At 30.6% G+C, this 23,543-nt stretch carries 28 protein-coding genes and 1 riboswitch; of the genes, 4 read left to right on the top strand and 24 right to left on the bottom strand.

All coding sequences use genetic code 11. The annotated features are described in order from the left end of the window. Positions 1–315: 315 nt before the first annotated feature. From N524_RS0107940 to N524_RS0107895, 10 genes are all read right to left on the bottom strand, one after another. Positions 316–678 carry a type II toxin-antitoxin system PemK/MazF family toxin gene (locus N524_RS0107940; RefSeq protein ID WP_029056198.1) on the bottom strand — a complete coding sequence of 121 codons (363 nt, stop codon included), beginning with the start codon at positions 676–678 and terminating at the stop codon, positions 316–318. Beyond that, entirely contained in the window at positions 675–845 is a 171-nt protein-coding gene (gene mazE / locus N524_RS0107935; RefSeq protein WP_002451626.1) for a type II toxin-antitoxin system antitoxin MazE, read from the bottom strand. The genes N524_RS0107940 and mazE overlap by 4 nt, the downstream gene beginning before the upstream one ends. A gap of 91 nt (positions 846–936) precedes the next feature. Continuing rightward, a complete protein-coding gene (alr, locus tag N524_RS0107930) occupies positions 937–2,085 on the bottom strand; it encodes an alanine racemase (protein ID WP_029056197.1) in 1,149 nt (382 codons plus the stop codon). A gap of 47 nt (positions 2,086–2,132) precedes the next feature. Then, positions 2,133–2,510, bottom strand: a complete 378-nt coding sequence (gene acpS, locus N524_RS0107925; RefSeq protein WP_029056196.1) for a holo-ACP synthase — start codon at positions 2,508–2,510, stop codon at positions 2,133–2,135. Between the two features lie 37 nt (positions 2,511–2,547). Next, complete coding sequence (locus N524_RS0107920; RefSeq protein WP_029056195.1) at positions 2,548–3,042, bottom strand: PH domain-containing protein; 495 nt, start codon at positions 3,040–3,042, stop codon at positions 2,548–2,550. Then, positions 3,029–4,561 carry a PH domain-containing protein gene (locus N524_RS0107915; protein WP_029056194.1) on the bottom strand — a complete coding sequence of 511 codons (1,533 nt, stop codon included), beginning with the start codon at positions 4,559–4,561 and terminating at the stop codon, positions 3,029–3,031. The genes N524_RS0107920 and N524_RS0107915 overlap by 14 nt, the downstream gene beginning before the upstream one ends. Beyond that, positions 4,554–5,027, bottom strand: coding sequence for a PH domain-containing protein (locus tag N524_RS0107910; RefSeq protein WP_029056193.1), 474 nt, complete (start codon positions 5,025–5,027; stop codon positions 4,554–4,556). The genes N524_RS0107915 and N524_RS0107910 overlap by 8 nt, the downstream gene beginning before the upstream one ends. 205 nt (positions 5,028–5,232) lie before the next feature. After that, complete coding sequence (cshA, locus tag N524_RS0107905) at positions 5,233–6,762, bottom strand: degradosome RNA helicase CshA (RefSeq protein WP_029056192.1); 1,530 nt, start codon at positions 6,760–6,762, stop codon at positions 5,233–5,235. 300 nt (positions 6,763–7,062) lie between these two features. After that, entirely contained in the window at positions 7,063–8,424 is a 1,362-nt protein-coding gene (locus N524_RS0107900; protein ID WP_029056191.1) for a UDP-N-acetylmuramoyl-tripeptide--D-alanyl-D-alanine ligase, read from the bottom strand. A 15-nt stretch (positions 8,425–8,439) separates the two neighbouring features. Continuing rightward, entirely contained in the window at positions 8,440–9,510 is a 1,071-nt protein-coding gene (locus N524_RS0107895; RefSeq protein ID WP_029056190.1) for a D-alanine--D-alanine ligase, read from the bottom strand. 371 nt (positions 9,511–9,881) lie between these two features. On the opposite strand from N524_RS0107895, the gene N524_RS0107890 reads away from it, so the two are divergent. Next, positions 9,882–11,072, top strand: a complete 1,191-nt coding sequence (locus tag N524_RS0107890) for an FtsW/RodA/SpoVE family cell cycle protein (RefSeq protein ID WP_017636750.1) — start codon at positions 9,882–9,884, stop codon at positions 11,070–11,072. Positions 11,073–11,204: 132 nt separating this feature from the next. Here N524_RS0107890 and N524_RS13420 read toward each other — a convergent pair whose 3' ends face one another. The 3 genes from N524_RS13420 to csoR all read right to left on the bottom strand — a co-directional run bounded on the left by N524_RS13420 (position 11,205) and on the right by csoR (position 11,990). Beyond that, complete coding sequence (locus tag N524_RS13420) at positions 11,205–11,342, bottom strand: Lmo0850 family protein (protein WP_017636751.1); 138 nt, start codon at positions 11,340–11,342, stop codon at positions 11,205–11,207. 137 nt (positions 11,343–11,479) lie between these two features. After that, on the bottom strand, positions 11,480–11,686 hold the full coding sequence (csoZ, locus tag N524_RS0107880; RefSeq protein WP_017636752.1) for a putative copper chaperone CsoZ: 207 nt from the start codon (positions 11,684–11,686) through the stop codon (positions 11,480–11,482). Positions 11,687–11,696: 10 nt separating this feature from the next. After that, a complete protein-coding gene (gene csoR / locus N524_RS0107875; RefSeq protein WP_017636753.1) occupies positions 11,697–11,990 on the bottom strand; it encodes a copper-sensing transcriptional repressor CsoR in 294 nt (97 codons plus the stop codon). A gap of 188 nt (positions 11,991–12,178) precedes the next feature. Between csoR and cls the strand changes: the two genes are divergently transcribed. Together cls and N524_RS0107865 are read left to right on the top strand one after the other, a co-directional pair. After that, positions 12,179–13,663 (top strand): cardiolipin synthase, encoded by a 1,485-nt coding sequence (gene cls / locus N524_RS0107870; protein ID WP_029056189.1) that lies wholly within the window; start codon positions 12,179–12,181, stop codon positions 13,661–13,663. A 99-nt stretch (positions 13,664–13,762) separates the two neighbouring features. Further along, a complete protein-coding gene (locus N524_RS0107865) occupies positions 13,763–14,407 on the top strand; it encodes an HD domain-containing protein (protein ID WP_017636755.1) in 645 nt (214 codons plus the stop codon). 38 nt (positions 14,408–14,445) lie between these two features. On the opposite strand, the gene yidC is transcribed toward N524_RS0107865, so the two are convergent. From yidC to N524_RS0107830, 7 genes are all read right to left on the bottom strand, one after another. After that, a complete protein-coding gene (gene yidC / locus N524_RS0107860; RefSeq protein ID WP_017636756.1) occupies positions 14,446–15,315 on the bottom strand; it encodes a membrane protein insertase YidC in 870 nt (289 codons plus the stop codon). Positions 15,316–15,403: 88 nt separating this feature from the next. Further along, positions 15,404–16,045 carry a thiamine phosphate synthase gene (gene thiE, locus N524_RS0107855; protein ID WP_029056188.1) on the bottom strand — a complete coding sequence of 214 codons (642 nt, stop codon included), beginning with the start codon at positions 16,043–16,045 and terminating at the stop codon, positions 15,404–15,406. Continuing rightward, positions 16,046–16,837, bottom strand: coding sequence for a hydroxyethylthiazole kinase (thiM, locus tag N524_RS0107850; protein ID WP_029056187.1), 792 nt, complete (start codon positions 16,835–16,837; stop codon positions 16,046–16,048). Continuing rightward, a complete protein-coding gene (gene thiD, locus N524_RS0107845; RefSeq protein WP_029056186.1) occupies positions 16,830–17,651 on the bottom strand; it encodes a bifunctional hydroxymethylpyrimidine kinase/phosphomethylpyrimidine kinase in 822 nt (273 codons plus the stop codon). Before thiD ends, thiM begins: the two co-directional genes overlap by 8 nt. Then, positions 17,644–18,333, bottom strand: a complete 690-nt coding sequence (gene tenA, locus N524_RS0107840) for a thiaminase II (protein WP_017636760.1) — start codon at positions 18,331–18,333, stop codon at positions 17,644–17,646. The genes thiD and tenA overlap by 8 nt, the downstream gene beginning before the upstream one ends. A gap of 76 nt (positions 18,334–18,409) precedes the next feature. Continuing rightward, positions 18,410–18,509: riboswitch (TPP riboswitch) on the bottom strand. Positions 18,510–18,691: 182 nt separating this feature from the next. Next, a complete protein-coding gene (locus N524_RS0107835; RefSeq protein ID WP_029056185.1) occupies positions 18,692–19,420 on the bottom strand; it encodes a transglycosylase family protein in 729 nt (242 codons plus the stop codon). A gap of 406 nt (positions 19,421–19,826) precedes the next feature. Continuing rightward, complete coding sequence (locus N524_RS0107830; protein ID WP_017636762.1) at positions 19,827–20,210, bottom strand: single-stranded DNA-binding protein; 384 nt, start codon at positions 20,208–20,210, stop codon at positions 19,827–19,829. Between the two features lie 185 nt (positions 20,211–20,395). Here N524_RS0107830 and N524_RS0107825 point away from each other — a divergent pair, with 185 nt between their 5' ends. Next, the gene (locus N524_RS0107825; RefSeq protein ID WP_029056184.1) at positions 20,396–20,836 is read left to right on the top strand and encodes a YwpF-like family protein; all 441 of its coding nucleotides are present in this window, start codon (positions 20,396–20,398) and stop codon (positions 20,834–20,836) included. Between the two features lie 58 nt (positions 20,837–20,894). Here the strand turns inward: N524_RS0107825 and fabZ are convergent, their stop codons facing one another. From fabZ to N524_RS0107805, 4 genes are all read right to left on the bottom strand, one after another. Then, positions 20,895–21,335 (bottom strand): 3-hydroxyacyl-ACP dehydratase FabZ, encoded by a 441-nt coding sequence (gene fabZ / locus N524_RS0107820; RefSeq protein ID WP_002451649.1) that lies wholly within the window; start codon positions 21,333–21,335, stop codon positions 20,895–20,897. 35 nt (positions 21,336–21,370) lie between these two features. Next, complete coding sequence (gene murA, locus N524_RS0107815; protein ID WP_029056183.1) at positions 21,371–22,636, bottom strand: UDP-N-acetylglucosamine 1-carboxyvinyltransferase; 1,266 nt, start codon at positions 22,634–22,636, stop codon at positions 21,371–21,373. A 111-nt stretch (positions 22,637–22,747) separates the two neighbouring features. Beyond that, positions 22,748–22,981, bottom strand: a complete 234-nt coding sequence (locus tag N524_RS0107810; protein WP_017636765.1) for a DUF1146 family protein — start codon at positions 22,979–22,981, stop codon at positions 22,748–22,750. 150 nt (positions 22,982–23,131) lie between these two features. Further along, on the bottom strand, positions 23,132–23,533 hold the full coding sequence (locus N524_RS0107805; protein ID WP_017636766.1) for a F0F1 ATP synthase subunit epsilon: 402 nt from the start codon (positions 23,531–23,533) through the stop codon (positions 23,132–23,134). Between the last annotated feature and the right edge of the window lie 10 nt (positions 23,534–23,543).

The raw sequence follows: 23,543 nt of genomic DNA, 5'->3' as shown, positions 1-23,543 counted from the left end.
CCTCCTAACTACAACATTAATACTTGTTTCCCAATCGCTACATTTATGTTTTTTAATAGCATTACACAGTTTTGTTAACTATCTAAAAAAGACTTTAGGAGTGGAATACCTAAAGCCATATAACTAAACTTAAGACATCCTTTTATAATAAATAGTCCTTCGAAATAACTATCATTACTCTTAATATGTTAAAAATGCATGGTTCAACAATTAAAATAAATTAACTAGTTAAACATTCATGCAATTGTAATTATTATAAAGTTATTGTCTTTTATTTCATTATTTTATTTGTATTTGTTAAATACATACAATAATTTAAGTCTTTGGATGATTAAAATTATGTAATCCTAGACTGATGTCTAGGGCGTAATCTACTTCTTTCATTTTGTTATCTGACAAATATGTGAGCTTTTCTTTCAAACGATTTTTATCTAACGTTCGAATTTGTTCAAGTAAGATTACAGAATCTTTATCAAGTTTATACTTCTTCTTTTCTATTTCTACATGTGTGGGTATCTTAGCTTTGTTAATCCTTCCAGTAATTGCTGCAACAATTACTGTTGGACTATATTTATTACCTGTGTCATTTTGAATAATAACGACGGGTCTTACTCCCCCTTGTTCGGACCCTTGAACAGGTGATAAATCTGCTAGATAAACATCTCCTCTTCTAATCATTCATTCTTAGCGTTAGAAGTTAAATATGTTTCATTGCAATCGCACGCTTCACATTCAATTGGAAAAGCTTCGGTTGCTAGGGAGAGATTTAAATCAGCCATTTGTGCATAACCTTCTTTTAAAGATTGCTCTAAACTGTAACTTCTATTTTGATTAAAAGATAACATACAAAGAACCTCCATTGGTTTCAAAAGTAGCGTTTTTTAAGGTTTATTGATTTATCTTAATAATAACAAATTTTGAAAACAGTGACTATACTTATTTTAATAATTCATTAGTTATCTCAGTATTGTCATTTTCATAATAAATACGTGGCAATCTTCTTGATAAATTACATAAGACTTCATAATTAATCGTATCTTGTTTCTTAGCTAATGCTTCAACAGATTGATTCGTATCTGAATGATTATCTAATAATATAACTTTATCACCAACTTTAACTGTGTCTGGGACTTTTACAATTGTTTGATCCATACAGACTCTACCAATCACTTCACATTGATTCCCATTAACATTGACGAAAGCTCCTTGCATTGAACGTAAATAACCATCTGCATATCCTATAGGTAAAATAGCAATTCTTGTTGGCTCGGTTGCAGTAAATGTGCTGCCGTAACTAACAGATTCACCTTCATTTAATGTTTTTGTTTGAACAATTTCACTGACTAATTGTGTACTTGGCTTTAGATGAACTTTAACATTTTGATTTACATACTCTGATGGATAGTATCCATAAAGTGATATACCTAGACGAATGGCATTACAAAATTGTCCATCCATTAATAATGAACCAGCAGAATTTTGAGCATGAATATATGGTGGCTTGTCGACCTGATTAACTATATTTTGAAACAGTTGGTATTGGTTGGCCATAGAATCACCAGGTTCATCAGCGCTAGCAAAATGTGTATAAACGCCTTCGAACACTAAATCTTCATATTTACTAATAATATCTACGACTTCTTGATACTCTTCTACATCTTTCATTCCTAATCTGCCCATACCCGTATCAAGTTTTAAATGTAGCCATAATGTTTTTTCATTTTCTTCAGAAATATTTTTAATTGATTCTTTTAGCCATGCTTTTGATGGAACAGTCAATGCAACACGATGTTGTATAGCTTTATTAATATCTGTAGGTGGAATAACCCCTAATATTAAGATTTTAGCTTTAATACCATGCATACGTAGTTCGATTGCTTCATCTAAGGTTGCTACTGCAAAGAAAGAAGCCCCATGATCCATTAAATGTTGAGCGATCTTAACACTTCCTAAACCATATCCATTAGCTTTAATTACCGAGATAACAGTTTTATTAGCATGCAATTTATCAAAAGTTTGGTAATTGGATAAGATTGCATTCAAGTCTATATTTAAATATGTCGATCTATAAAATTTTTCTGACATAATCTTATTTCCTCCTTTAAAGCCTAACAACTCATTTCAAAACTCACCTATTTGAATTGTTTATTATCATCTAATTGTTCTAATAACACTTGGCTCATTGCATAATTATCAGTATGTGTAATACTTACATGAACTCGAAAATCCTTGTAATCAATACACGGTTTGCCTAAGTCATTGTTATAACAATTGATATCATTAAAAGCTATTGTTTTCCCCAAACCAGTTCCTAGCGCTTTACTAAACGCTTCTTTAGTTGAGAATCTTCCAGCTAAATATTCTATTTTACGTTTTTCCTGTGTGAATTGATTAAACGTCATTAATTCATCTTCTGAAAGAATTCTTTCCACAAATTTCATCTTTTGTTTATTAAATACTTTTCTAATTCTTTCTATCTCTATTAAATCTACACCTATTCCATATATCATTTTTCCGCCCCATTACTTTAGATGCTACATTACTTTTTTATTTTACATCATATTGATTATTATTTTGATTATTTCGTCTTTCTTTAATTAATCGTTTTATTTGCTGAGCATTCTTATTATTTATTAAAGAAATTTCAGAATTGCCACCTGCTGTTGATAAAGTAATTGTTGCAAGTTTGTATTTTCTCATTATTAAACCTTCATTAACATCAATGTTTTGAATTCTAAAGAAAGGAATGATATTCGTATTTATAAAAAATATACCTGTTCTAACATGGATCTCATTTTCATCAATTTTATATCTAAAGTTTTTATATCTAAATATAGGAATGATTATCAATGCTAAAATACAACATATAATAAACAATACAATTGCTCCTATTACTAGCGACCAAGAGTCTGATATATGGAAGAATTTACAGTTTAAAACCACAATAATAACGAGGATAACAAAGAGTATACTTAACCATATTAGATTAGCCATTATCATCACTTTTTTAGCTTTATCATCCATATATTTATAATTCGACATGTTGGTCACCTCCTACATACCAAGATTTTAGATATTTAATTGTTTTTTCATCCTTATATTTTAACCCTATCGATTGATGACTGGCTCCTTTTGCAATTAAAAATTCAAAATTACCAAGATGATTTCTAATTAAAAGTGGATGTGCATCAATTTCCATACCAATGATTTTGTCATATTTTACATAATATCTTTTGATGCTGAATAAATTTGATTTTTGAATTGTTAACTCATCATTTTTAAGCTTTAAGCCTGATAATTTAATATAAATTAAAGCTTGTATAATTAAAGCTATAATGATAATACCTATAAAGAAAAATGACCATGCAGACCAGAAGTAACTACCTATTATCCCAATGATAACTAATATGATAGATGGAATTAAGAAATGTCTATGAAATCCTTTCCATGGCATACCTAAATTTGCAGTTTTAAACGCCATTTCAGGTATTAATTCATGTATAATCTCATAAGCCATTTTGCGCTTTATAAAAGGAATGATCATTATTTCACCATCACTACTAGTGTCGTCTTCAAGTTTTTCATCAATATCACTAGTTATTAATACATGTATAGCTGTAAAACCGAATAATTTTCTAATATAAGATTGGCGTTCAATAACAGCTTGTATGCGATTTGTAGGTACAGTTATCTTCTTTTTTGTTAATAATCCATATTGAATTTTTAATTGATGTCCTTCTTGTGTCATGGTGTAACCATAATATCTAATTAAATTGATTAATGCCCCCACTATGTAACTTAATATCAAAATCAATCCTACTACTATGCTTATTACAATCGCTATAGCATTAGCAAAACTGAATAATTCATTTGTAATTCTATTCCATGGAATAAGATTAGAAAAACTACCTACAATTGGTGAAATAGTCGCTAATGCAACTCCTATAGCTCCGCTTGATAAAGACATTAATATTAAATTTTTAAATGATAATTTAAACACGCGTTTTCGTTGACCTGGCATATCATTTTCAAAATTCCCTTGAATGTTATCGACGCTTGAATCCACATTTAAATAAGAATCAAGATTAACATCCTTTTCATCATTATTACTTAATTGATTTTGTATGTCTTTAATTGTGTTTTCTATTTCAATACTTTGTGTTTTTGAGATGGTTGAAAGTTCTAAACCATCACTAGGTGTTTTTATCTGTAACTGCACACCACCAACAATCTGATTAATTATATCTTGAGAAGTGTCTACAGATTGAATACGACTTATATCTAATTCTTTACGTTCTTTATTAAATATTCCTGTAGTCAATATGAAATGATTGTTCTCTATCCAATACCGAGTATTATATACTTTTAAAATTTGACCAATAAACGATATTAAGAAAAAGATAGTTAATAATGCGGGAACAATATATTCACGTAAATTAGTAAAATCAAAATCTTTAAAATTAAAAACTAAAAAGATAATGATAACTATAAAATTTTGTTTGAAAGCTTCTATCAATCCGGAAACATATGATATCGGATGCAATTTTTGCGGACTATACATCATATTCTGCTCCTCTCAATTGACTAAATATCTGTTCTTGTATAAATTCTGCTTCTTCTTCGGATACAAATGGAAGTTCAAAACTATGACCAGCAGAAACAAATGTTATTTCATTAATTTTAAACTTTCTCGCTAAAGGATTAGTATTTATTTGTAAAAATTGTAGTCTTTCAATTTTAGAAATATCTTGATGTTTAAAGAAAAAAGTTGACTTAACTTCTATGACATTATTTTGAATTCTATAAAATAAATAATTGTATTTAAGTAAAGGACTTGAAATCAATCTAATTAAACTTACGATCCATAACACTATGTATATGTATATAATAAAGTGCCACCAATTAAATTGATACCAAAGATAAAAAAGAATAGCATAGATAATTATTTCAATAATAAAACTGAGTCCCGCTGTTAAGAAGTAGTATGTTAAAGCATTTTTTGGACTTTTATGAAATGTACTATTCATTAATTTAGCTCCTTTATAATTTTTAACCACATTATAGCATAGTCAATTTTTCTTCTAAATGTCGCTTCATTTTTATTAACGTTCATCACTTAAAAATTACTTTTATTTTCTATTCGCCAAGACAAAAGTAAGAAGCACACAATTAATTTAAATTAATTGTGTGCTTCTTTAGAAAACAAATTATATATTGAGTATTGATAAATTTTTATTTTTGATGGTCAGCGAATGTGCGACCTTTCATTGTTTTGTTTGAGTTTTGAGATGATTTATCTTTACGATCAAACTTTTTATTATTATTCTTCTTTGAAGAGAAACCTTTTGATGAACGTCTATTTTTATTATCGAATTTACCGCCACCACGTTTATTATTGTCTCTTCTAGAATTATTATTTCCTTTAGAGTTACGTCCTTTACGTGATAATGGTTTTTCGAATGTTAATTGAACTTCTACTTCATCGTTTGCTTCAACTAATTCTTGTAATAATGATGCAACTAGTTCAACATCATTATACTCTTCAAGTAATTCACTTGAAATTCGTTGTAAACGTGGTTCGTTTTCTTTAGACATCCAGTTTTGAACTTTTTCTTTGATGTCATCTTCACGTGCTTTTAAGACTTCTTTACGGTGAGGTGGTCTTAAAGCATTCATTCTTCTATTGTTAGCATCTTGGATTTGACGAATATAATCCATTTCAATTGGATTTACAAAAGTAACAGCGATACCTTCTTTTCCGGCACGACCTGTACGACCGATTCTATGAGTATAGCTTTCAGTATCTTGTGGAATATCGAAGTTATAAACGTGACTTACGCCTGAAATATCTAATCCTCTCGCTGCTACGTCTGTTGCAACTAAGATGTCGATTTGATCATTTTTGAATTTTTTCAATACTTCTAAACGTTTAGCTTGAGTAATATCACCATGTAAACCTTCAGCTTTATATCCTTTAGATAATAATGCACTTGTTAATTCATCAACACGGCGTTTTGTACGTCCAAATACAATTGCCAATTCTGGTTGATGTACATCTAGGAAGTTTGTGAAAGTATCGAATTTTTCTAATTCTTTAACAATTGTATAATATTCGTCGATTTGAGGATCTGACATTTCATTATTCATTGTTTTAATAATTTTAGGTGTTTTCATAAATTGTTGTACTAAAGTTTGGATAGCTTTAGGCATTGTTGCTGAGAATAGCATCGTTTGACGTTGCTCAGCTGGAATTTTATCCATAATAAATCTCATATCGTCGATGAATCCCATGTTCATCATTTCATCAGCTTCATCCAAAATAAGTGTATGAATATCATTAGTTTTTAATGTACGTCTATTTAAATGGTCAATAACACGTCCTGGAGTACCAACAACAATTTGTGGACCTTTTTTTAGTGCTTTAATTTGACGTTCGATTGGCATACCACCAAAAACTGTAACGACTTGTACATTTTGACCTTTACTAAATACTTTTAATTGCTCTGCAACTTGCATCGCTAATTCTCTAGTAGGCGCTAGAATTAATGATTGAACACCTTGTTCTCCAACTACCTTTTCAATTAAAGGTATTCCAAACGCACCCGTTTTACCAGTACCTGTTTGGGCTTGTCCAAGGATGTCGTATCCTTCTAACGCATAAGGGATACTATCTTTTTGGATAGGAGTTGGCTCTTTAAACCCCATTGATTCAAGTGTTTGAACCGTTTTATCCGAAATCCCTAGTTCTTTAAAATTTTGCAAAATAATTCTCCTTTTACCTGTTTATTTCTCAATATACTTATTTGCATATATGTTCATTTATGTTTTATCAACTTCTTAATAGTACCACCTAACATTTATTATAGCAATAAAGCAGTTGGTATATAGTGGTGAATAATGACTCTTAATTATGAAACATTTCCTTTTAAAATGGTGACGTGCATATATTGAAAGCGTTCCATAAATATATTTTATTTTTTAAATAAAAATAGTAAGACTACTATGTTATTCCCATTTAACTTAGAAATTAACATATGTCTTACTATTGGAATGTAATACTTTTTATTTAATTAGTGCATCGACTACATCTTCTAATTTCATGCCTCTTGAGCCTTTAATTAAAACTTTATCATTTGGTTGAACGATATCAGTAATATGAGAAATAAGTTTATTTTTATCTTCATAATGATAAGCCTCGCCCACAAATTGTTTGCCTGCACTATGAATAAATGCCGCTTCTTTACCAAACGTAAATAATTGGTTGACATCTTTATCGTGTAAATAATTTCCAACTTCTTCGTGCATTTGTTTACTATTGTCTCCTAATTCTAGAACATCACCTAGTACTAACAATTTGCGGCCTTCCATATTACTTAATGTATCTATTGCTGCTTTCATACTAGTCGGGCTAGCATTATAAGCATCATTGATAACAGTTATATGGTTCTCAGTTTCATGTCGTTCCATTCTCATACCAGTTAACTTAACGTTTTTTATATTGTTTTGAATGACGTTATAGGATAAACCTAACTCATGTCCTACAGCAATTGCTATAGCTGCATTTTTCATATTATGAATACCTAAAATGGGTAATTCATAATGTTGTTCTTGATTTATTGTAAAAGCAATACCTTCAGTTGAAACGTTATCATCAACTTGACACACTAATGTATTATCTTGTTCTAAACCAATACTTATACATTTAGCTTGTTTAATTTTATCAACATGAGGTTTTAAAAGCGGTTCATCGCCATCATATATAAATGTGTCTTGTGCTTTAAGACCAATAGTAATTTCTGATTTAGCTTGAGCAATACCTTCACGAGAACCTAAATCTTGCATATGTGATTCCCCAATATTAGTAATTACTGCGATATCCGGTTCTGCAATTGAAGACAATAATTCTATTTCATGGAAACCTGACATGCCCATTTCTAAGATTGAAATTTCAGTATCTATATCTAAATCTAAAATGGTTAAAGGCATTCCAATTTCATTATTATAGTTTCCTTGTGTCTTTTTCACTTTATATTCTGTATTTAAAACACTCTCTATCATGTCTTTAGTTGTCGTTTTACCATTTGAACCAGTAACTGCAATTACTTTTGGATTTACATGTTTTAAATAAGCTTTAGCCAAATCTTGTAATGCATTTAATGTATCTTCAACCCAAATAATTGGGCCATTTACTTGTTCAGGCGGTGTAACATCTTTTTGATAAAATGATGCACATGCACCATCATTAAGTGCTTGTTCAACGAAACGATGACCGTCTACATTTTCGCCTTTAAAAGGTATAAAGAGCATACCTTCTTTTATCGCTCTGGAATCTATAGTGACACCATGAATGGAATGATCAAGATATTGTTCATCTATATCACAATCAATCCATTCTTTAATTTGTTTTAACGTTACGTTTATCATCTAAAGCAACTCCGTTTAATCGATTTTATATTTATTTTTCTTTTTATCTTCGTGTCGTTCTTTAGCTAAGCTTATTAATTTAGAAATTAAATCAGCATAAGATAAGCCCATATTCTCCCATAAACTTGGATACATACTAAATGAAGTAAAGCCTGGCATAGCGTTTGTTTCGTTAATATAAATTTGATTGTCTTTTGTAACAAAGAAATCCGCACGTACTAACCCTGAACAATCAGTTGCTTTAAAAGCTTCTAAAGCCATATTTCTTAATGTCATTTGAACATCTTGATCTAAGTCAGCAGGGATTTGTAATTGAATTTTACCGTCTTTGTATTTTGATTTGTAATCATAGAATGCAACATCTTTAACTACTTCACCAGGCCAAGTAGTTTCTGGATAGTCATTACCTAAAACAGCTACTTCAATTTCTCTTGCGTCTATTCCTTGTTCAATAACTAACTTACGGTCGAATTGGAAAGCTTCTTCAATACCTGATTTTAATTCTTCTTCATTATTACATTTGCTTATACCAACACTTGATCCTAAGTTTGCAGGCTTAACAAATACTGGGTAAGTTAATTTGTCATTAACTAATTTAAGAATATTATTTTCATATTTTTCGTATTCACTTCTTAAGAAACTTATATATGGTAATTGAGGTAAACCTCTATGTTCAAATAATTGTTTCATTACTAATTTATCCATTGAACTTGAAGCTGCTAATACCCCATTACCTACATATGGAATATCCAGTACTTCAAATAAACCTTGGATTGTACCATCTTCACCATTAGGTCCATGTAATAATGGGAATACAGCATCGTATGATTTGCCTAAACTACCATTGCTTAACAATTGTGAAATTTCTCCTGTTGGAATGTCATTAATACGTAATTCATCAGTTGATTCAATATGATGAGTAATATTATCTTGTTTTTTCCATTCGCCATCATTTGTTATATAAATAATATCTACTTGATATTCATTTTTATCTATTGCATTTAATACATTTTGGGCAGTTAAAATAGAAACATCATGTTCTGCACTTTTTCCTCCATAAACGATACAAATATTCTCTTTTGTCATTTCGTTTTCCTCCAATAAACGCTCATCTTCAGCGTTATATCATTTTAAAATTTTCACTATTTAATTATATGTATTTAGTCTATACATGCACTTCTCTGAAACTTAATATTATCATATTTGCTATGACTTTTGCATTTTATAATATAATAATGTAACGAGTATCTCTGACGAATTAAATAACCTTTCTAAACCTTGAACTAAACTTCACATTAACTTTTCAAAAATAAGGAATCGTTTTCAAACTTGATATTCTAGCAAATTTCAAAAAAGTCATGTAAAATCGTTATATAAATATGGATAAAATATTGATGCCTACATCTTAGATGAGACAAAAATAATTATCTTATAACGTGTTATAAAAGGAGTAAAATATGAAATATTCATCCCGTCAAGAGCCTAACAAACATTGGCTACTTAAAGTAGACTGGATATTAGTAGCAATTATTACATTGTTAGCAATATTTAGTGTCGTATTAATTAGTTCTGCCATGGGCGGCGGACAGTATAGTGCTAACTTTAGTATCAGACAAATCATGTACTATATTTTAGGTACTATAATGGCTATTATCATTATGTTCATTTCACCTAAAAAAATAAGAAATTATACATATTTGCTTTACACAATTTTCTGTATTTTACTGGTAGGTCTATTAATATTACCCGAAACAGCTATAACACCTGTGATTAATGGCGCTAAAAGTTGGTATAGTTTAGGACCTATAAGTATCCAACCATCAGAATTCATGAAAATTATTCTTATATTAGCATTATCAAAAGTAGTAGCACGTCATAACCAATTTACGTTTAACAAGTCATTTCAATCTGATTTAATGTTATTTTTCAAAATCATAGGTGTATCGATTATTCCTATGGCATTGATTTTATTACAAAATGACTTAGGTACAACTTTAGTTATTTGTGCAATTATTGCAGGCATCATGTTAGTCAGTGGAATCACTTGGAGATTGCTAGCGCCTATCTTTATTTCAGCAATAGTTATTGGTGCTTCTGTAATTCTTGCTATTATATTTAAACCTTCTTTAATAGAAAATTTATTAGGTATAAAGATGTATCAAATGGGACGTATTAATTCATGGTTAGATCCCTATTCATATAGTAGTGGAGATGGTTACCATTTAACTGAATCGTTAAAAGCTATTGGTTCAGGTCAATTATTTGGTAAAGGTTATAATCATGGTGAAGTCTATATTCCTGAAAACCATACCGATTTTATTTTTTCAGTAATTGGAGAAGAAATGGGCTTTATTGGTTCAGTTGTACTTATATTATTATTCTTAGTGTTAATTTTTCATTTAATTAGATTAGCTAGTCGAATTAATGACCAATATAACAAAGTATTTATTATTGGATATGTATCTTTAATCGTATTCCATATATTACAAAATATTGGTATGACTGTTCAATTACTTCCAATAACTGGTATTCCATTACCATTTATAAGTTATGGTGGTAGCTCACTTTGGAGTTTAATGACAGGTATTGGTGTTATTTTAGCTATCTACTATCATGAACCTAAAAAATACCAATCCATTGAAAAGTAACAGAAAATACGAAAAATAGAGTCAAATCCTATAAACTAGGACTGACTCTATTTTTAAACAAAAAAGGCGCCATTTTCAATGACGACTTCATCTCACAATTAAAATGCGCTTACTGACCTAAATCCAATTCACTTATTTACATTCGTGACTGATTTGTTTTGTTGCAGGCAATGTATTAATAATGTCTAAACGAGATTTAGTTTTTTTAATATTTACACCTAATGATGATAATAAATTAACCACATTTTGAATTTTCTCTGAATTCTTCACTAATAACACCTCGTTTGGTTGACTTCATATACATCATACCCCAAACAACATCACTTTACTACATGATTTTAAAAATTTATTATAATCTTTAACTTTTATAACTTAAACTTAGTCATATTAATATATAATACTAATGATTAATAAAGCACTTTAAATCCAGAATCATAAATTTCTTTTTCGATACTATTTAAATTAGCAGGTGTCTCAAATTCAACTGAAATGTGACCATTGCTTAAATCTACATTTGCATCATATACACCTATCATTTCCTTTAATATTGTTTCCATTTTGTTAGCTTGTTCAGTCGTTTTGATTCCTGAAGTATAAACGATTTTTTGTTGCACTTTATTTCCCTCAATCTTTCATTAATTTTTGAAAAGTTACAAGTAACTCTTCCATGGCTTCTTCTTGATGACCATTATTGACTTTTTCAGTTATACAACTCTTCATATGTTGTTCTAATAATTTAGTAGCTACACTATTTAAAGCTGAACGTGTTGCTCTAATTTGTGTTAAAACATCATCACAATAAACATCTTCTTCTATCATTCGGTTGATAGCACGAACTTGTCCTTCAATTCTATTTAATCTCGATTTCAAATTTGTTTTAATTTGTTCTGAGTGATGTGCATGATCTTGTTCTGTCACTTTCGTCACCTCTTAAATGATTTCCATTTTATCCTACTTCTCTATAACAAATTAGTCAATTGTAGCCCTTTCAAATCTCTCAACAGTATAATGATAAATATATGACTTCATGGTACAATTATATAGTTAAAAACTTTTTTAAAAGATTTTATTTTTACTAAAAATATAAAACAATAAGGAGGCATTTTATGTTCGAAATATTCACTATGACACTTGCTCAATCTAACCTCATTATTAATATTGTTTTGATTGGTGCATTTGTATTAAATTTGGCCTTCGCTTTTACAATTATATTTATGGAAAGACGCACTGCTAATTCAATATGGGCTTGGTTATTAGTTCTAGTATTTTTGCCTCTATTAGGTTTCATATTATATCTATTGTTTGGACGTCAAATTCAAAGAGACCATATTTTCACATTAGATAAAGAAGATAAAGTCGGACTTGAAATGATTGTGGATGAACAACTTGAAGCGATTAAAGATAAAGATTTTTCAAAAGGAAATCACCAAATCGTTAAATTTAAAGAAATGGTTCAAATGTTGTTATACAATAATGCCGCATTCTTAACGACAGATAATGAAGTTGAAATTTATACAGATGGTAATCAAAAATTTGATGATCTACTAGAAGATATTAAAAATGCTAAAGACTATATACATATACAATACTATATTTTTCACAGTGATGAATTAGGTAAAACGATTTTAAAAGCATTAGAAGATAAAGTTGAATCTGGCATTGAAGTTAAAATGCTGTATGACGATATGGGGTCAAGAGATTTAAGAAAGAAAGATTTAAAGTCTTTCAGAGAAAAAGGTGGCCATGTAGAAGCATTTTTCCCTTCTAAACTTCCCTTAATCAACTTGCGTATGAATAATCGTAATCACCGTAAAATAGTTGTTATAGATGGCAAAATAGGTTATGTAGGCGGATTTAATGTTGGTGATGAATATTTAGGTAAATCCAAAAAATTTGGTTATTGGAGAGATACTCATCTCCGTGTCGAAGGTGACGCAGTTAATGCACTACAATTAAGATTTATACTTGATTGGAATTCACAATCTACACGTGACAATATTACGTATGAAGAACGCTACTTCCCCGATGTTAATTCAGGTGGAACTATAGGTATACAAATTGCCTCTAGTGGACCTGATGAGGAGTGGGAACAAATTAAATATGGCTATCTCAAAATGATTTCTTCAGCCAAAAAATCTATATATATTCAATCACCGTATTTTATACCTGATCAAGCATTTTTAGACTCTATAAAAATTGCTGCCTTAGGTGGCGTTGAAGTAAATATTATGATACCTAATATGCCAGATCATCCCTTTGTTTATTGGGCAACTTTAAAAAATGTAGCATCACTACTCGAAGCTGGTGTTAACGTTTATCAGTATAATAATGGATTTTTACATTCAAAAACATTAATTATTGACGATGAAGTTGCTAGTGTTGGTACTGCAAATATGGATCATAGAAGTTTCACACTTAATTTCGAGGTAAATGCCTTTATATATGATGAAGGTATAGCTAGATCACTAAAACAAGCTTTTATTGAAGATTTAAAGGTATCAGATCAATTAACAAAAGAAATTTATGAACAACGTAGTTTATGGATTAAGTTTAAAGAAGGTATTTCTCAATTATTGTCTCCAATTTTATAGGAGGTATTTAGCCCTATAGATAGATCATAATCAAAGTTAACCTGAGACGTAAAAGTGTGAAAGTCTCAGGTTTCATTATGAAAAGGAAAGGATGTCTGTATGAAAGATGAAGAACGAATCAGTCTAGCTAGCCAGTATATGGAATCATTTCATAAAACTGACTATAGCGGTCATGACATTGCACATGTTTATAGAGTACATTCAATGGCAAAACATATTGCTTACAATGAAGCTATCAGCAACACTTTAATAATCGAATTAGCCAGTCTTTTACATGATACTATTGATGCAAAATTAGTAGATACAACGTCGGCTAAACAACATTTAAATCAATTTTTAGATAAACTTGAAATAACTCATTCAGATCAATCTCATATTCTTCATATCATTGAAAATATGAGTTATAAAAATGGTGCTAACAATCATGTTGAATTAACAGTAGAAGGACAAGTTGTTAGAGATGCTGATCGTTTAGATGCTATTGGTGCCATAGGTATAGCTAGAACTTTTCAATTTGCAGGCCACTTTAAAGAACCAATGTGGACTGAATCTAAATTACCCAAAAATTTTAATGATGATACTTTATCCACTTTATCACCTTCAGCAATTAAACATTTTTACGAAAAATTATTTAAATTAAAAGATTTAATGCACACGAATACTGCTAAACAAATCGCTATTCAACGTCATGATTTTATGGAACATTTTGTTTCACAATTCTTATCCGAGTGGCATCAATTATAGAAAAAAGCGACAAATCATTGATTTGTCGCTTTTTATTATTATTTTTTATTTTTTTTTGATACTACTTGAGTATTTTTACCTTTTTTATTTGATGACTTACCGTCTTGATCAAATTTTTGTAGTAAAGGTTCAACTTCTTTTTTAGCAAGTTTAGAATAGTACATATTAGCAAAGTGTGTTTGCACAACTAAGAATGCCGCACTGACTGACCAATATAAACCTAATGCTGAAGCAGAACTTAATGAAATCCAAATAATCATAATTGGTGACACAATCATCATCATGTATCCCATTTGACGTTGTTCTTGAGGCATTGTTTTACTTGATACATAGGCTTGGATAAAGTATAAAACACCTGCAATAATAGTAATCCAAATATCCGGTTTAGTTAAATTAAACCATAAGAAATGTGGATGTACTGATAAACCACTAACTAATTTATCTTTTAGAACAAAGTATAATCCCATGATAATCGGCATTTGAATGAGCATTGGTAAACAACCAAGCATACTCTTCATTGGATTCATATCATATTTTTTATAAACTTCCATTAATTCTTGGTTAGCAGCCATTTTCTCTTCTTGAGTACGAGCACGCTTAACTTTTTCCTGAATACCATCTACTTCAGGTTTTGCAACTTTCATTTTTTCACGCATCATATGACTATTTTTATAGTTTGATAACATGAATGGTAGTAACACTAAACGTATAACTATTACTAAAATGATAATAGCTAAACCATAATCATTGTTTAAAACATCGTTACCTAACCACTGTAATAAGTGTTTCATAGGTTCAACGAACGTATTATAGAAAAATCCACTACGAGCTCCAGGTTTAGAATAGTCACAGCCTGCTAAAAAGACCATTAAACCTAAAAACAAAGGTAGCAACGCTTTTTTCTTCATTTTTCCACCTCTATTGTAATATTCACATAGGTTTTATTCTATCATACTCATACCATGGTATAAAACAAAAAGTGGAAAAAATTAATGATTAATTGAAATATTTCTTAAATTCATTAACAGTGTTGTCAATATTCTGGCTTCTACTTATAGCTGAAATAATTGATATACCGTCTGCATTAGCATCTGCAATAGACTTAACATTTTCCTCAGTAATGCCACCAATTGCAACCATTGGAAATGCACCAATTCTTCGTCTTAACTGTTTAATCATCTCTGGACCAACTGGTTCACTTGCATCACTTTTTGAAGGTGTATTAAACATAGGACCTACACCTATGTAATCAACATTTGTTAAATCAGACGTTTCATATTCACTTATATTACCAACACTAAGTCCGATAATTTTGTCTTGAAAGTCATTGGCAAAAGCTTTCACGTCTTCATCATCCTGACCTACATGTATACCATCAGCATTAATTTTTTTTGCTAGTGATACATCATCATTAACAATAAAAGGTACATGATAAGATTGACATAATGATTGTAATTCTTTTGCTAATTTCTCTTTTTCATTATCTTTCAAAGCATTCTCGCCCTTTTCTCGTAACTGAAACATAGTTATTCCAGCCTCAAGTGCTTGGGTTAAAACTGTTTTTATTGATTTTTGTTCAGGTATATCTTGAGTTCCACAGATAAAATATATTTTTAATTGTGACGCTTTAAATTCCACCTAATCAACCTCTTCTTTTTTAACATATTTTTCATAAGTCTTATAATCGAGTAAATACATTTGATCTAATAATTCAGGTAAAAATGAACCCGGACCTTTTACTTTATCTTCACTTGCAGCAATTTCACCTGCTATATTATAAAAGCTTACTGCTTCGACAAGCGTTTCATGTTTAGGTTTAGTATTTCTGAATAAGAAACTCGCAATGATACCACCTAATAAACAACCTGCACCTGTAATTTTAGCTGACATAGATGAGCCATTTGAAAGTTTTGTCATTTTATTATCTTGCATCACAATATCATGTTCACCTGTAATTACTATAGCAGTTTGATATTTTTTATATGCATCATTTGCAATGTCTAATACATTTAATTCACTGTCTCCATCTGTACCTTTCATTGTTGTATTTGAATCGACTAGTGTTAAAATTTCAGAAGCATTTCCTTTGATTACAGATACATCCACTTCGTCTAAAAAGCGTCTACAAAAATCTTTTCTATACTGTGATGCTCCAACTGCGACTGGATCAAAAACAATAGGAGTTTCTAATTCGTTAGCAATTTTACCAATTTTTATTAAATCATCTTCATTATTATGTGTAAGTGTCCCAATGTTTATAAGCAAACCGCCCGCAACTTTATAGAAATCTCTCGCTTCTTCAGGCGCTTCACTCATTGCTGGACTTGCACCTATGCTTAATAAACCATTAGCAGTAAAATTTTTTACAACATCATTGGTATAACAGACGATTAGTGGATTTTCATTTCTAAGTTTTTCTAAATTATTCATCATCTAACCCTTCTTTCTTAAGATATGCGAAGTGATTAACAGGGCCACGACCTTTACCTATTTCTGGTGTATATTTGATACTTAATGAAATGAATTTTTTAGCTTTTTCTACCGCTTCATATATAGAACGACCTTTGGCTAATTCTGCTGTTATTACTGCTGAAAATGTACAACCAGTACCATGTGTATGTTTAGTGTCAAAACGTTCATCTCCAAATGTATAAACACCATCTTGCGTAAACAGAAAATCTTTAGCATTATTTAAATCTGCAGAATGTCCGCCTTTAATAACTACGCCCTTACTTCCAATTTCATTAATAAAGATATTACCTGCTTTACGTATATTTTCTTCTGTATCAATCTTGATACCAGTTATTTCTTCAGCTTCTGGTATATTTGGAGTAACGACATCTGCTAATGGCAATAAAGTATCTTGAAGTTTTTGTTTGGTTTCATCATCCATAAGAGAGTCTCCACTTTTAGCAAGCATAACTGGATCAATAACATATGGAATTTTGGGATATTGTTGTAAGTAACTTTGTACTAAATGCATTGTATCTTCAGTTGCAATCATTCCTGTTTTAATTGCATGAGGTAACTCATCATTAAATATACTTTCTAATTGTTCTTTTACCCATGATGTCTCAAGATTATGAATATGCTGAACCCCTAATGTATTTTGAGCGACAATACTAGTTATTGACGCCATGCCATACACACCACAAGAATGGAATGACTTAAGATCTGCCATAACACCTGCTCCACCTGTTGGGTCTGTACCAGCAATTGTTAAAGCTATTTTAGGCTTATTCATATTTATCACCTCGATAATTCCATTTTTCATCTATATAAGCCATATTGAAAAAGTTTCTCTCATGTAGTGTACTTTGCAAGAAGTTCTCTTTAATTTCATTTTTTTCATTTTCAGTACATTGTTGAGTTAAACGATCCATCAAGTCATCAAAGACACGGACTAATTCATCCATTTCTGTACTATAAAATTCAAACCAATCAACTGTTTTTTCATCACGATTTAAATTTTGATCTTGCATTGCTCTTTTAGCAATAACGGCATAAACATAAGGGCATGGCGCCATTGCAGCAATCGTATAAGCAGCGTTTTCATGTGCATAAGCATTATAATACATATGTTTGATGTAGTGATCTCCACTTGGTGGCCATACTTTTTCTTTAACAATTTCATCATATGGTTCATTTATGAAAGCAGCTAAAGATTCATGAGCGGCCACTTCACCTTCTAACATAAATTCTATTTGATCAACTAAAAATTTCACATCTTCTAATTCTGACATTTTAGGTATCAATAATGCATATAAATTAGCAAATTCCTTTAAATACGAAGCATCTGCACGTAAATACTGTCGAACGGCTTGTTTCGATAATTCACCATGCAATAAATCTTGAATAAAACCATCGTTGTAAATATCTTCAATAATTGGTTCTGCAGCTACCCTTAATTCTTTAGAAAAACTCATCACAAATTGCCTCCTTGAAATAAAAAACTACTTCCCAAATAGGAAAGTAGTTAATATCAAGGTTAATATGCGCCTTTAATAATAAATACTACTTTCCTACGTTGGTGCTAACCAAATCAGGTTGTAAGGGTCTGAATAAAATTCATCTCAGCCATAAGGCTCCCCTAGTAGTTTTCTTTTAAATTACTGTCATATATAACATTAGCAAAATAAATACATGAAATCAATTATCTAAAAGTTTCATTTATTAATTTAATAAAAATTCATAGACAATTGAAATTTCCACGTTTTTAAACTAAGTCATTTTTATGATAAAAAAATTCACCCTATCAAAATAGGGTGAAAGAAATATCTTATATTATGCAGTTACCCATTGGCTTGGGCCAGCTGTATCATATAATTTTTGAGCTGCAGCGTCTTGAACGTGTTCAGGAGCACTTGAAGCTGGTTGACCTTGATATTCAGATGGAGCTACTGAATCCCAAGTTGATTGTAAGAATTGATACTTACCTGAAGCACCAGTTGATGGGTTTGTAGCATGAATGTCGCCACCTGATTCACGTTGAGCGATTTGTTTTAAGTGATCATTTACGTTTACAGATGAACCACTTGAAGCTTCGCTTGAGCTTGATTGATTATTTGAAGTAGTTTCTTGTTGTGGTTGTTGAGTTTGTTCAGTTTGTGGTGCTGAAACTTGTTCAGGTTGAGCTGATTTTGATTGTTGTTGATTGCTTACTTCTTGTGCAGAAGTTTCGTTAGTTGATGCTGAAGCTTGTTCACTTACATCTTGTTGTGGTTGAGCTTGAGTATTTGAAGCTTCAGTTGATTGACCAGATTGGTGATAATCCCATGAGAAGTTTGTACCATCTGATTCAAAGTGATAAGTGAAACCATTGTAATCGAATGTATAGTTATAAGCACCTTCTTGGATAGGGCTTTCGTTTAATGTTTGATCATTTGATTGAGCTTTTTGAGCTAATTCTGCTTCATTAATATTTGCTTCGCTTGCGTGTGCGTCGTGTCCAGCATTACCTGCTACAACGCCTAATCCTACTGCTAGTGATGATGCAATAATTGTTTTTTTCATTATTAAAAAATCCTCCTAAAAGTGATTTGTTTTCTTTAACTAATTTACAAATACTACTGTAACATCCATAAATTCCTTGCAGGTTACAGCCAAATAAAAATGAAAGCTATTTTTTTACGTGCGAATTACATTATATTTTAGTGTAATTTTAAATTTTATCCTTTATGAAAACTGCCATGACAGTTTATATAATACATATGTCTGTGATGTGTTTGTAATACAATTGAAATCTATCAGATAATTCTGACGTGAATTGAATCAATTTTCCTGTATAAACTAATAAATAAACGACCTTTTTTAATATTAATTTAAAAAAGGTCGCTCGAGTATAATTGAAAGATGATAATTTATATTAAGATAGGATAAAGTATAAATAATTGGGAGTTATTGAATAATTAATGGATGTCTAACCTATATTAAAGAGTTCATTTGACTCTTCATCATATTCGTTAGAGAGGATATTGGATTCTTTTGCCTTAGAGGACATAAATTTAATTGTTTCTACATATAGTTCTGTTACAAAATGAGTCTGGTTATCTTTTTCATATTTTCGCGATCGCATTTGACCAGTTATTCCTACTAGTGAACCTTGATGTGTATATTTTTCAATGTTACTTGCAGTTTTGCCAAATGCTTTACAATATAGATAATCGCATGCAATCTCATTATTTTGATCTTTATAATTTCTTTCAGTAGCTACACAAAAAGTTGCTACTTTATTACCGTCCTCCTTTTCATAAATTTGGGCATCTTTAGTAAGTCTGCCAACTATAACTATTTTGTTTAACATGTGTCACCTCCTCTTACCTATTATAATAATTATTTCTCTCATTACCGTCAAAATGCTATTTTTTCAAAATATATAGCTATTTACCCTTAATTTTTGATATATTTAAAGAAAATAATCAAAAATTGTATACTCCAATTAAAAATAAATCATTTTTTGTAAATATAAAACAAATGGGAAGTGACTTTATGAAGACATTTAAAGCTGTACGTTTTCAAATCGTAAGTGAAAACGGTGGTGTGACTGAATATGAGTTAGAAGATGGTGTCATTATTAATAAAGAAGGTAGTGGCACTGGTTGGTTACTAGAAATTGTAATTTCAAATGAACATTATCACACGTTTAAAGACTATATAGATAATGATAAATTATTAGATATTCGTGTCGTAATTACTAGACCTGCAAATGATCCTGCATTATTTGATGCCACTGTTAAAAGTGTTAAGCAATTTGATAAAACAATGTCAGTCGTATTTGAATGCCATATCTATACTTTACGTCAAGTTTATGCCGAAAGTTTATTAGAAGAACTTGTCGATGATGGATTAACTGGTGAAAAATTGAAAAAAACATTCAACCGTATGATGCAATCTAAACCTAAACTTAAAGATGAAAAATTTGAAAGATAATGACGCATATTAAAAGCCTACAGTCAGAATATCCTGATTGTAGGCTTTAGTTTATGATTTATTTTGCATCTTGTATTGCAAATGTTAGTTCACAACTACAAGCCAATTGGCCATCTACAGTTGCTTTTGCAGTTCCTTTACCAATTGGTCCTTTAATTTTAGTTATTTCTACTTCTAACATTAGTGTATCTCCTGGTGTAACCTGTCTTTTAAATCGACATTTATCAATACCTGCGAATAAAGCTATTTTACCTTTATTTTCTTCACTGTTTAACATTGCTACTGCACCAGTTTGAGCTAATGCTTCAGTAATTAATACACCAGGCATAACAGCGTAATCTGGAAAATGCCCTTGGAAGAATGGTTCATTACCTGAAACTTGTTTTAATCCAACGCAACGTTTACCTTCTTCGTATTCAACTACTCTATCTATTAATAAAAATGGTTGTCTATGAGGGATAATTTGTTTTATTTGATTATAATCGAAAATTGTTTCCATGATGTTTAAACCTCCATATTTGAATGAAAAATTAATTAGTCATTAATGCGTTTGATATCTGCACCTAATGATTTTAATTTACCATGTAAATCTACATAGCCTCTGTCTAAGTGTTTTAATTCAGTTACTTGTGTTGTTCCTTCTGCAACTAAACCAGCTAAAATTAATGCTGCAGCAGCTCTTAAGTCAGTCGCTTTAACTTGTGCACCTTGAAGATTGCTTTTGCCTTCAATTTTAGCACTTCTACCTTCTACATCGATATTTGCATTCATTCTACGAAACTCAGCAACGTGCATAAATCTATTTTCAAACACTGTTTCTGTGATTACTTTGTGACCATTTGCAGTCAATAGTAAAGCCATCATTTGAGATTGCATATCTGTAGGGAATCCTGGATGTGGTAATGTTTTAACATCTACTGGGTTTAAATCTCCATCAGCAGATACTCGGATACCATCTTCTAAATATTCTAAGTTAACTCCCATTTCTTCAAGTTTATAAACTAAACTAGACATGTGTTCTTTGATTGCGTCACGTACAATGATGTCTCCACGAGTGATTGCGCCAGCGATTAATAATGTACCTGCTTCAATTCTATCTGGAATAATAGAATGTTCTACACCAGTTAAATGATCGACACCATGAATTGTAATCGTATCAGTACCTGCTCCAGTGATTTTACCGCCCATTTCATTGATATAATTAGCTAAGTCAACAATTTCTGGTTCTTTTGCAGCATTTTCTAATACTGTTTTTCCTGAAGCTAATGAAGCAGCCATGATTAAGTTTTGAGTACCGCCTACACTTGGAAAATCTAAATGTATAGAAGCACCTTTTAAACCATCTTTAGCATTTGCATAAATATTTCCATTTTCTAAATGAATTTCTGCACCTAATGCCTCGAATCCTTTAATATGTTGTTCAATTGGACGACTTCCAATTGCACATCCACCTGGTAAAGCCACTATTGCATAGCCTAAACGAGCTAATAAAGGTCCCATTACTAAGATACTTGCACGCATTTTACTCACATATTCATATGGTGCTTCTTCATTTAATGTATTAGTAGCATCAACTACTACCGCATTTTCTTCTTTTTTATACGTAACATCAGCATTTAAAGTTGATAATACGTTGTTTATAGTTTCTACATCGCTTAATGCTGGTACATTTACTAATTTACTAGTACCTTCTGAAGCTAATAATGAAGCTGTTAATACAGGTAAAACTGCATTTTTAGCACCTTCTACTTTAACTTCACCTTTTAGTTGGTTACCACCATTAATTACTATTTTATCCATCTTAAATCCTCCACTTAAATCTCCTAGTTATTTACATTTCCCTACTATATAAAATTTATCATTCAATAATATATTATATCCGTTTTTCATTATGAAAAAACTAAAAAAGAACTATTTCATTATATATTTTAATTGAGTGGAAAACTGTAACAAATCAATTATAAAATTACTAACACTAGTACCTAATAATATAGCAAAAAATATCATGCATATTTGAATTTGTTTCGTATAACCTTTTTTAAAAAATTGATCGAGGCGAATTGCATTTAATGCCCAGTAAGCTATACATATACATATCACATGTAAAATTAAATGTATTATTGCAAATTGTCCTAGATAATCCATATTTTACTCCTTAGAATTGATTACTGTATAACATTGTACATGAAATAACATAATAATGATACTACTATTAACTGCAAAAACAGAAGATTTGTATGTATATTAAAAGGCTTGGAAATACCTTTAATGGTGAATTTCCAAGCCTTTTATAATTTATTTAAGTTCAGCCACACGTAAACGGTTATTTGCACGTTCTAACGCTCTTTTGGCTCTATTTATGTCACTATTATCATCATTATCTAAATGTGATTCTGCTCTTGCTTTCGCTAATTTAGCTCTTTCAACATCGATTTCAGTAGCAGTTTCAGCTGTTTGGACAATAATTGATAGTTGATGTTGTCTAACTTCTACAAACCCATCACTAACAGCTACATATTCATTTCCATTATGAAAATTCACTTTTACGTAGCCAGTTTTTAATGCAGAAACGGTTGGAATGTGTCCATTCATCACACCCATTTCGCCAGCTGTAGTTTGTAAAACAGCTAGTTCTACATCATCTCGTTCATAGATAGAACCATTAGGAGTGACAATTTCTAGGCTTAATGTATTCATTATCCATACC

It is taken from the genome of Staphylococcus sp. URHA0057 (assembly GCF_000620265.1).
In the GTDB taxonomy this organism is placed as follows: domain Bacteria; phylum Bacillota; class Bacilli; order Staphylococcales; family Staphylococcaceae; genus Staphylococcus; species Staphylococcus pasteuri.
Note: the sequence above shows the minus strand (reverse complement) of the source record. Positions and strands in the feature narration are given on the sequence as shown.

What these genes read in the sequence shown, in the direction of transcription:
- N524_RS0107940 (WP_029056198.1), bottom strand. Translation starts at nt 678, where the DNA reads ATGATTAGAAGAGGAGATGTTTATCTAGCAGATTTATCACCTGTTCAA.
- mazE (WP_002451626.1), bottom strand. Translation starts at nt 845, where the DNA reads ATGTTATCTTTTAATCAAAATAGAAGTTACAGTTTAGAGCAATCTTTA.
- alr (WP_029056197.1), bottom strand. Translation starts at nt 2,085, where the DNA reads ATGTCAGAAAAATTTTATAGATCGACATATTTAAATATAGACTTGAAT.
- acpS (WP_029056196.1), bottom strand. Translation starts at nt 2,510, where the DNA reads ATGATATATGGAATAGGTGTAGATTTAATAGAGATAGAAAGAATTAGA.
- N524_RS0107920 (WP_029056195.1), bottom strand. Translation starts at nt 3,042, where the DNA reads ATGTCGAATTATAAATATATGGATGATAAAGCTAAAAAAGTGATGATA.
- N524_RS0107915 (WP_029056194.1), bottom strand. Translation starts at nt 4,561, where the DNA reads ATGTATAGTCCGCAAAAATTGCATCCGATATCATATGTTTCCGGATTG.
- N524_RS0107910 (WP_029056193.1), bottom strand. Translation starts at nt 5,027, where the DNA reads ATGAATAGTACATTTCATAAAAGTCCAAAAAATGCTTTAACATACTAC.
- N524_RS0107900 (WP_029056191.1), bottom strand. Translation starts at nt 8,424, where the DNA reads ATGATAAACGTAACGTTAAAACAAATTAAAGAATGGATTGATTGTGAT.
- N524_RS0107895 (WP_029056190.1), bottom strand. Translation starts at nt 9,510, where the DNA reads ATGACAAAAGAGAATATTTGTATCGTTTATGGAGGAAAAAGTGCAGAA.
- N524_RS0107890 (WP_017636750.1), top strand. Translation starts at nt 9,882, where the DNA reads ATGAAATATTCATCCCGTCAAGAGCCTAACAAACATTGGCTACTTAAA.
- cls (WP_029056189.1), top strand. Translation starts at nt 12,179, where the DNA reads ATGTTCGAAATATTCACTATGACACTTGCTCAATCTAACCTCATTATT.
- N524_RS0107865 (WP_017636755.1), top strand. Translation starts at nt 13,763, where the DNA reads ATGAAAGATGAAGAACGAATCAGTCTAGCTAGCCAGTATATGGAATCA.
- yidC (WP_017636756.1), bottom strand. Translation starts at nt 15,315, where the DNA reads ATGAAGAAAAAAGCGTTGCTACCTTTGTTTTTAGGTTTAATGGTCTTT.
- thiM (WP_029056187.1), bottom strand. Translation starts at nt 16,837, where the DNA reads ATGAATAATTTAGAAAAACTTAGAAATGAAAATCCACTAATCGTCTGT.
- thiD (WP_029056186.1), bottom strand. Translation starts at nt 17,651, where the DNA reads ATGAATAAGCCTAAAATAGCTTTAACAATTGCTGGTACAGACCCAACA.
- tenA (WP_017636760.1), bottom strand. Translation starts at nt 18,333, where the DNA reads ATGAGTTTTTCTAAAGAATTAAGGGTAGCTGCAGAACCAATTATTGAA.
- N524_RS0107835 (WP_029056185.1), bottom strand. Translation starts at nt 19,420, where the DNA reads ATGAAAAAAACAATTATTGCATCATCACTAGCAGTAGGATTAGGCGTT.
- N524_RS0107830 (WP_017636762.1), bottom strand. Translation starts at nt 20,210, where the DNA reads ATGTTAAACAAAATAGTTATAGTTGGCAGACTTACTAAAGATGCCCAA.
- N524_RS0107825 (WP_029056184.1), top strand. Translation starts at nt 20,396, where the DNA reads ATGAAGACATTTAAAGCTGTACGTTTTCAAATCGTAAGTGAAAACGGT.
- fabZ (WP_002451649.1), bottom strand. Translation starts at nt 21,335, where the DNA reads ATGGAAACAATTTTCGATTATAATCAAATAAAACAAATTATCCCTCAT.
- murA (WP_029056183.1), bottom strand. Translation starts at nt 22,636, where the DNA reads ATGGATAAAATAGTAATTAATGGTGGTAACCAACTAAAAGGTGAAGTT.
- N524_RS0107810 (WP_017636765.1), bottom strand. Translation starts at nt 22,981, where the DNA reads ATGGATTATCTAGGACAATTTGCAATAATACATTTAATTTTACATGTG.
- N524_RS0107805 (WP_017636766.1), bottom strand. Translation starts at nt 23,533, where the DNA reads ATGAATACATTAAGCCTAGAAATTGTCACTCCTAATGGTTCTATCTAT.